The sequence below is a fragment of the Stenotrophomonas sp. UBA7606 genome (assembly GCF_002477705.1).
Taxonomy (GTDB): Bacteria; Pseudomonadota; Gammaproteobacteria; order Xanthomonadales; family Xanthomonadaceae; genus Stenotrophomonas.
Genome location: NZ_DLJW01000052.1, coordinates 1 through 7,567, shown reverse-complemented (window position 1 = coordinate 7,567; position 7,567 = coordinate 1). Strand labels below are relative to the sequence as shown.

Sequence of the window (7,567 nt, the reverse complement as noted above, 5' to 3'; positions counted from 1 at the left end):
CTGCGCAAAAGGGAGGGAGCGGTAGTGCCGAGCCATGCTCGGCAAGAGGCTCTACCGGTAACGCCCCTGCCGAGCATGGCTCGGCACTACAGGGAATTTTCTCAATCCGTCGGCTGCAGCAGCGCCGTGCGGGCCTCGTCCAACAGCACATTGACCTGGCGCAGGCGTACCGACGAACGCGACCAGACCATGCCGATGCGGCGCGGCTCGCTGGGTTCGGGCAGGGGAATGCGCACCACCGAGATGCCTTCCGGCCAGGGCTTGGCCCAGTCCGGCACCAGCGACACGCCCAGGCCGCGATCGACCATCACCGCGATTGCATTGAGCGCATTCAGCTCGAACCGTTCACGCGGCACGATGCCGGCCTTGCGCAGGTATTCGTCGGCCTGGCGGCCGCCCCATTCGTGGCGGTCGTAGCGGATCAGCGGCTCCTCGCGCAGCAGCTGGTGCGGATCCGCGCCGGTCATGCGCGCCGGTGCCAGTACCACCAGCGGTTCTTCACGCAGCAGCTGCCAGTCGCAGGTCTTGGGCAGCGAGAACGGTGCCTGCAGCACCATCGCCGCGTCCAGGTCACCCGATTCCACCGCGCCATAGAGGTCGGCCGAATAACCGGGTTTGATGAAGACGTTGATCTCGGGGAACTTGGCCACCATCCGCGCCAGGATGTCCGGCACCAGCCCGCCCAGCGCGGTGGGGCAGGCGCCCAGCCGCAGTTCGCCGGCCATGCCGCTTTCGTTGGCGACGCTGCGCAGGTCGGCCACGCCGCGCAGCAGATCGCGCGCGCGCTGCAGGATGCGTGCGCCTTCCTCGGTGACGCTGACGGTGCGGCCGGCGCGGGCAATCAGCGGTGCCCCCAGCTCGCGCTCCAGCGTGCGGATCTGCTGGGCCACTGCGGCCGGGGTGATGTGCAGCATGCGGGCCGCCGCGGCCATGGAGCCACGGTCGACCACGGTGACAAAGGTATTGAGGAACTGGGTTTCCACGCGATTACACCTCTCAGCTGCGCGCCAAACTACACCAGCAGGCGCCGCGAAGCGATGCGACCAACGTCATGGTCTTTGCCGATCCTGTCTTCACGCCGCTGCGGGCAGGTGCCGCAGCGGCATGCTGGCCGGTCTTCACACCGCATCCTGCTTGTAGATGGTCAGGCCCTTCAGCGAGCGCTGCGGCGCCGGGAAGAACAGGCTGGCCACATAGCCGATCACGATGCACAGGAAGATCGAGATGGCCAGGTAGAAGTACGGGTGCACCAGGTTCATCGACCAGCACAGCAGGGTCAGCGCGATGCTGCCGGCCACACCGATGGCCACACCCTGCGAATTGGCGCGGCGGGTGAACATGCCCAGCGTATAGGCACCGGCAAAGCCGCCGCCGAGCAGGCCGGCCAGTTCGATGGACACATCGAACAGCGAATGGATGTCGTAACGGCTCATCACCAGCGCGATGCCGATGGCGATCAGCCCGACCAGCACACCGATCCACTCGGCAAAGCGCACGCTCTGCTTGGGCGTGGCGTCCTTCTTCAGCTTCTCGTAGAAGTCGACCGAGGCCAGCGTCGAGACGCTGTTGATGATGCTGGACAGGGTGGACATGGCGGCGGCGAAGATGCCGGCGATGATCAGGCCAGTGACGCCCGGCGGCAGCTCGGCGGCAATGAACAGCGGGAAGGTCGCATCGATCGGCAGCAGCGGGTTCATCCGCTCCGGGTTGTCACGGTAGTAAACCCAAAGCGCGGTACCGATGCCGTAGAAGATGAAGCCGCCGGGGATCATCATCGCCGCGAAGGTCCACACCGAGCGGCCGGCCTCCTTGTCGGACTTGGTCGACAGCACGCGCTGCATCAACACCTGGTCCTTGGGGAAAGTGAGCACCACGTCGAACAGCACCAGGAAGATGAAGCCCCACACCGTGGCCTTGGTCAGGTCGAAGCTGAAATCGAACAGCTGGGTCTTGTTCTCGGCCATGGCAGTGGCGACGAACTCCGGCACGCCACCGTTGATCTGGTAGATGATGTAGCCGATGGCGAAAATAGCGCCACCGAACATCACGAACACCTGCACGAAGTCGGTCCAGATGACCGCCTTCATGCCGCCCATGGTGGTGTAGATGATGGTGAAGATGCCCATCATCATGATGCTCCACACCACATCCAGGCCGGTGATGGTGGAGATGGCCAGGGCCGGCAGGAACAGGATCACGCTCATCCGGCTGCCGATCTGCATGACGATGCACAGCGCGCTGGCCAGCATGCGGATGGCCGGATGGAAGCGGGTTTCCAGGTAGGAGAACACGCTCATCAGGTCCAGCCGGCGCAGCAGCGGCACGATCCAGATCGCGACGAAGATCAGGCCGACCACTGCGATCAGGTTGTTGGTCAGGTATTGCCAGTTGGTCTCGAAGGCCTTGGCCGGGATGGCGATGAAGCTGATCGAGCTGGTATTGGTGGCATACAGGCTCACACCTGCGGCCCAGAACGGAATGCTGCGGCCACCGACGAAGAAGTCGGAGGTGTTGCCGTGTTTTTCCTGGAAGTAGAACCAGGCACCGATGCCCAGCATGGCCGCCAGATAGACCACGATCACCGCCCAGTCCAGCCAGCGCAGCAGGTGCTTGCTGCCCTGCATCTCGAACTGCTGCAGGCTGCCATCGGCAGCGGCCCAGGCCAGGCCGTTGCCTACCGCGGCAATGGTCGACGGCATTGCGGCCTGGGTATCGGCCAGGGTCAACCAGGCGCTGGTGATGGTGTGGAAGGTACGCGCATGCGTCTGCCCGGCGTCGTCGCGCACCTGCATCAACAGATGGGCCTGGCCCAGCGTACGCAGCGAACCGGGCAGTACCGTGCCGTCGATGGCCGGCATCTGCGCCCAGCCCTTGTCGCTGTTCCAGCGCCACAGCTGCTGGGCCTGGTCATCGCCGACCACGGCATACAGTGAGCCCTTCTGGCCCTGCAGGGAGACGGCGGGTGCAGCACCCGGCCAGGTCGGCTGCGGCTGCCAGCGGCTGCTGTCGGCAGGCTTGCGCAACAGCTGTGCGTTGCCCGCGGCATCGCTGCCGGCGACATACAGCGCGCCGTCCAGACGGGTGAGCTGGGCGCGTTGCAGCGCTGTCGGCAAGGGCACGGCAGCAGCAGTGATCAATGCATTGCCGCTCAGGCGGACCTGCGCCACGCGGTCGCCATGGCCCTGGGCATCTCCCAGCAGCAACCAGTTGCCGGCGGTGCCGTGGATGCTGGCAAGGTCCAGGCCTCGGCTGTCCAGTGCCGTCCACGCGCGGTTGTCCTTGCCAAGCATCCACAACTGCTTGCCAGATACCGCCATCAGGCGACCGTCGACCTCCAACAGTTCCTGCACCGGCTGGCTGTCGGGCAGCGTCGGCAATGACGTGCGGCTGACCGAGGTCAGGCTGTCGGCCGAGGCGATGCCGGCCAGGGCCATCAAGGTGATGGCCAGCAGCAGGCGCAGCCCCAGATGGCAACGCTGGAACAGGGCAGCAGAAGAGAAGGCTGCGGATTTGGACATGGGTTGAACCCCGAAGGCAAGGAGGGCGGCCGCGCGGCTGCCCCGGGTAAAGGAAATCAGTGCTGGCTGGCGCCGGCGAGCAGGGCTTGGGCCCTGCGCAGGTAGGGCATGTCGATCATGCGTCCCTCGAACAGGAACGCACCGCGACCTTCCTCGTTGGCGGCCTGCGCGGCGGCCACGATACGCCGTGCCTCGTCCACTTCGGCCACGGCCACGCTGAACACGGTATTGGCGAGCGCGACCTGGCGCGGATGGATGCAGCTTTTGCCGATGAAACCCAGCGCCTGCGCCAGGCCGGCCTCGGTCTGGAAGCCCTCGGCATCGGCCACGTTCGGCCAGGCACCGTCACAGGCAAACACGCCGGCTTCGGTGGCGGCCATCTTCACCGCGAACAGCACTGCATGGACATTGGCCGGGGTGCGGGCAATGCCGTTCGGCGCGAACAGATCACCCAGGCCCAGTTGCAGGCCGGCCACGCGCGGATGCGCACCAGCCAACTCGGCGGCCAGGCGCAGGCCACGCGGGGTTTCGATGTTCAGCAGCAGGCCGATCGGGCGGGTGACGGCATTGGCGGCCTCGGCCTGTTCCAACGCAGCGGCGACCTCACGCACCTGCGCGGCCGATTCCACCTTGGGAATATTGAGCAGCCACACGCCGGGCACCGCCATCGCAGCCAGATCGGCGGCGAAGTGCGGGCTGTCGGTGGCGTTGGTGCGCACGATCAGCAGCTTGTTGCTGGCAAGCACGTCGGCGCGGGCAAGGAAGCCGGCGATGGCTGCGCGCGCCGCCTGTTTGCCAGCCTCGGGGGCGGAATCCTCCAGATCGAAGGACAGGGCATCGGCCGCACTGGCCAAGGCCTTGTCGAACAGTTCCGGACGTGCGCCGGGCACAAACAGCTTGCTACGCATGGCTTCCCCTCACTTTGAGAGGCAGTCTGCGCGAATCGGAAGGCTGAAAAAGTGTATTCCCCGACATTCACCCGATAGGTTTTGTTGTGGTTTGCGGGGTTTGGCGGGTGGGGAAGCAGATAAAAAGCGGGAAGCTAGCGCGGTCCCCTCTCCCGCTTGCGGGGGAGGGTGCCCCGAAGGGGGCTTTTGATCTTGCTTTCGCAATTGCCGTTGCCAAAGCCAAAGCCAAAGCCAAAGCCAAAGCACCCCTTCCCAACCCTCCCCTACGCCTTTGGCGCAAGGGAGGGGGGGTAATTGCTGCCGCCTTCAGATGAAAGGAGGGTCTTTGTTTCCAGCCCCGGCTAGAATCCCCTCCATGAAAATCGCTTCGTGGAACGTCAATTCGCTCAACGTCCGCCTGCCGCACCTGGAACAGTGGCTGGCCGACTTTGCCCCCGACGTGGTCGGCATCCAGGAAACCAAGCTGGAGGACCACAAGTTCCCCGATACGCGGCTGCTGGAACTGGGCTACCGCAATGTGTTCGCCGGGCAGAAGACTTATAACGGCGTGGCGCTGCTGTCGCGGCATCCGATCGAAGACGTGCAGATTGGTATTCCCGGCTTCGAGGACGAGCAGAAACGGGTGATCGCCGGCACCGTCAACGGCGTGCGCATCATCAATCTGTATGTTGTCAACGGCCAGGACGTGGGCACCGACAAGTACGCCTACAAGCTGCGCTGGCTGGAGGCGGTGCACGCCTGGGTCGCGGCCGAGCTGCAGAAGCATCCGCAGCTGGTGGTGATGGGCGATTTCAACATCGCGCCGGATGACCGTGATGTCTACGACCCGGCGGTGTGGAACGGTGACCACATCCTCACCTCCACCGCCGAGCGTGGCGCGCTGCAGAAGCTGCTGGATCTGGGCCTGCACGACGCTTTTCGCCTGCATAACGATGCGGCTGGCGTCTTCAGCTGGTGGGATTACCGCGCGGCCGGTTTCCGTCGCGACCTGGGCCTGCGCATCGACCTGACCCTGGTCTCCGACGCGCTCAAGCCGCGGGCTGCCGCTTCCGGCGTCGACCGCGAGCCGCGCACCTGGGAACGCCCCAGCGATCACGCGCCGGCTTGGGTGCAGTTGGCACAGGGCTGAAACAACAAGGCCCGGCTGTTGCCAGCCGGGCCCCGGTCGAATCGGCGCCAGAGCGTTTAACGCACGCTTTTGCGTGTGAAAAGATTGACGATGGCCAGCAGTACCACCGCGCCGACCAGTGACAACAGGAAGGAGCGCACGGTAATCGCGCCATTGATGCTGCCGCCGCTGAAGAAGAAGCCGGCGATCATGGCGCCGATGATGCCGACGACAATATTGAGAATGATGCCTTGCTGCGCATCGCGGCGCATGATGAGACTGGCCAGCCAACCCACGACGCCACCGACAATCAACCAGATGATGATGCCCATGCCTGAATCTCCTTGCCGAAATGCACCTGGGGGGGTGCGGTGGGTACAGTCAACGCGCGCGGGTGTGAAAACCTTGTTGACCCTTGCAGGCAGCTGTTCAGCATGACCGGCGCCGAGCATGTCTGGCAGTTCGAGCAGGTGAGGGTGTGGCTGTTGCCGCATGTGCCGGGCACCCGTGGCGAGCCGCAGGCACGCGAACTGCTGGCGCGTGAACTCGGCCGCACGCCGCAGGGCCTGCCGTTGACTCGCGATGAACGCAACCGGCCGTGGCTGATCGGTGAGCTGGCCCATTACGGCACCGGCTGGAGTCATAGCGGTGGCCATCTGCTGGTGGGCCTGGGCGAGGGCACGCGGCTGGGGGTGGACCTGGAGCGGCAACGGCCACGCAAGCAGATGCGTGAGGTCATCCGCCGTTTCTTCCATCCGCAGGAGGTCAGCTGGCTGGATGGGTTGGATGACGCGGTCTGCGAGCACTGGTTCTTCCGCGTGTGGTGCGCCAAGGAGGCGCTGCTGAAGGCGCACGGGCACGGCATTTCGTTCGGGCTGGAAAAGCTGCGCTTCGCGCCGGACGCAGCCGGGGCCCTGCAACTGGTGTGGTGCGATCCGGGCTTGGGCGATGCCGCGCGCTGGCATCTGTATGAGTGGCAGGCGACGGAAGATTTCCGCGCCGCGCTGGCGTGGTACCCCTTGAGCAGGAGTGAGTGAAGAGGAGTAAGGAGCGAGAAGACGCGGCTTCTGCTGTTGTTCTCTCTCCTCCCTCACTCCTCTTCATTGGTTTCTGCTCTTTGCGATAATCCCGCCATGAACGACACCACCCTCCCGCGCGAAGTCGCCAGCGACCTCGACCACGGTTTGAAGGCCATGGACCTGGACGCCGCATTGGCCAAGCCCCTGCTGGCCTACCTGACCCTGCTGGTGCGCTGGAACCGCACCTACAATCTCACCGCCATCCGCGACCCGCGCGAAATGGTCACCCGCCATCTGCTCGACTCGCTGGCCATGGCCGCGCATGTCAGCAGTGGCAGCCTGGCCGATCTGGGCACCGGCCCCGGCTTGCCGGGGATTCCGCTGGCCATCACCCACCCGCAGCTGCAGGTGACCCTGGTGGAGAGCAATGGCAAGAAGGCCCGCTTCATGCGTGAGGCCGTGCGCCAGCTTGGCCTGGGCAATGCCCGCGTGGCCGAATCCCGCGCCGAAGCGCTGGACGAGCCGGGCGCCTATGACAACCTCACGGCCCGCGCGATGGACACCTTGGCCGGCATCATCGAGGTCGGCGGCCATCTGCTGCGGCCCGGCGGCCAGTTGCTGGCGATGAAGGGGGTGTACCCGCACGAAGAGATCGCCCAGCTGCCGGCTGGTTGGCAGGTGCAGGAAGTACGCCCGCTGCAGGTGCCCGGGCTGGTTGGTGACCGGCATCTGGTGGTGGTGGAGCGCAAGGGCTAGATCCGTAGTGCCGAGCCATGCTCGGCAGGGGCTTTACCGGCCAAGGCCAAAGCGGCCCTCACCCCAACCCCTCTCCCGTGAACGGGAGAGGGGCTTAAGCGGTAGTGCCGAGCCATGCTCGGGAGGGGGCAAAAGCACCCCGATCGGGGCACATTCCCACCCCAAAGCCGCCCGGAACACGGAAACCGATTTCCGCCTGCGCGCCGCTACCCCCATAATGACCAGTCCAACCCCGCCTACGAGGCTCTCCTGCATGGC

General features: G+C 65.4%; 7 protein-coding genes. 3 read left to right on the top strand and 4 right to left on the bottom strand.

The genetic code is table 11. The annotated features are described in order from the left end of the window. Nucleotides 1–101: 101 nt before the first annotated feature. The 3 genes from B2527_RS07720 to B2527_RS07710 form a co-directional block, all read right to left on the bottom strand. Nucleotides 102–983 carry a LysR family transcriptional regulator gene (locus B2527_RS07720; RefSeq protein WP_293707606.1) on the bottom strand — a complete coding sequence of 294 codons (882 nt, stop codon included), beginning with the start codon at nucleotides 981–983 and terminating at the stop codon, nucleotides 102–104. Between the two features lie 135 nt (nucleotides 984–1,118). Further along, the gene (locus tag B2527_RS07715; protein ID WP_293707604.1) at nucleotides 1,119–3,518 is read right to left on the bottom strand and encodes a sodium:solute symporter; all 2,400 of its coding nucleotides are present in this window, start codon (nucleotides 3,516–3,518) and stop codon (nucleotides 1,119–1,121) included. A 56-nt stretch (nucleotides 3,519–3,574) separates the two neighbouring features. Beyond that, nucleotides 3,575–4,426 (bottom strand): HpcH/HpaI aldolase/citrate lyase family protein, encoded by an 852-nt coding sequence (locus tag B2527_RS07710; RefSeq protein WP_293707602.1) that lies wholly within the window; start codon nucleotides 4,424–4,426, stop codon nucleotides 3,575–3,577. A 355-nt stretch (nucleotides 4,427–4,781) separates the two neighbouring features. Here B2527_RS07710 and xth point away from each other — a divergent pair, with 355 nt between their 5' ends. After that, entirely contained in the window at nucleotides 4,782–5,555 is a 774-nt protein-coding gene (gene xth, locus B2527_RS07705; RefSeq protein WP_293707600.1) for an exodeoxyribonuclease III, read from the top strand. 56 nt (nucleotides 5,556–5,611) lie between these two features. On the opposite strand, the gene B2527_RS07700 is transcribed toward xth, so the two are convergent. After that, a complete protein-coding gene (locus B2527_RS07700; RefSeq protein ID WP_293707599.1) occupies nucleotides 5,612–5,866 on the bottom strand; it encodes a GlsB/YeaQ/YmgE family stress response membrane protein in 255 nt (84 codons plus the stop codon). 102 nt (nucleotides 5,867–5,968) lie between these two features. Here B2527_RS07700 and B2527_RS07695 point away from each other — a divergent pair, with 102 nt between their 5' ends. Beyond that, nucleotides 5,969–6,571 (top strand): 4'-phosphopantetheinyl transferase family protein, encoded by a 603-nt coding sequence (locus tag B2527_RS07695; protein WP_293707597.1) that lies wholly within the window; start codon nucleotides 5,969–5,971, stop codon nucleotides 6,569–6,571. Between the two features lie 96 nt (nucleotides 6,572–6,667). Beyond that, nucleotides 6,668–7,309, top strand: coding sequence for a 16S rRNA (guanine(527)-N(7))-methyltransferase RsmG (gene rsmG, locus B2527_RS07690; protein ID WP_293707594.1), 642 nt, complete (start codon nucleotides 6,668–6,670; stop codon nucleotides 7,307–7,309). Nucleotides 7,310–7,567 lie beyond the last annotated feature (258 nt).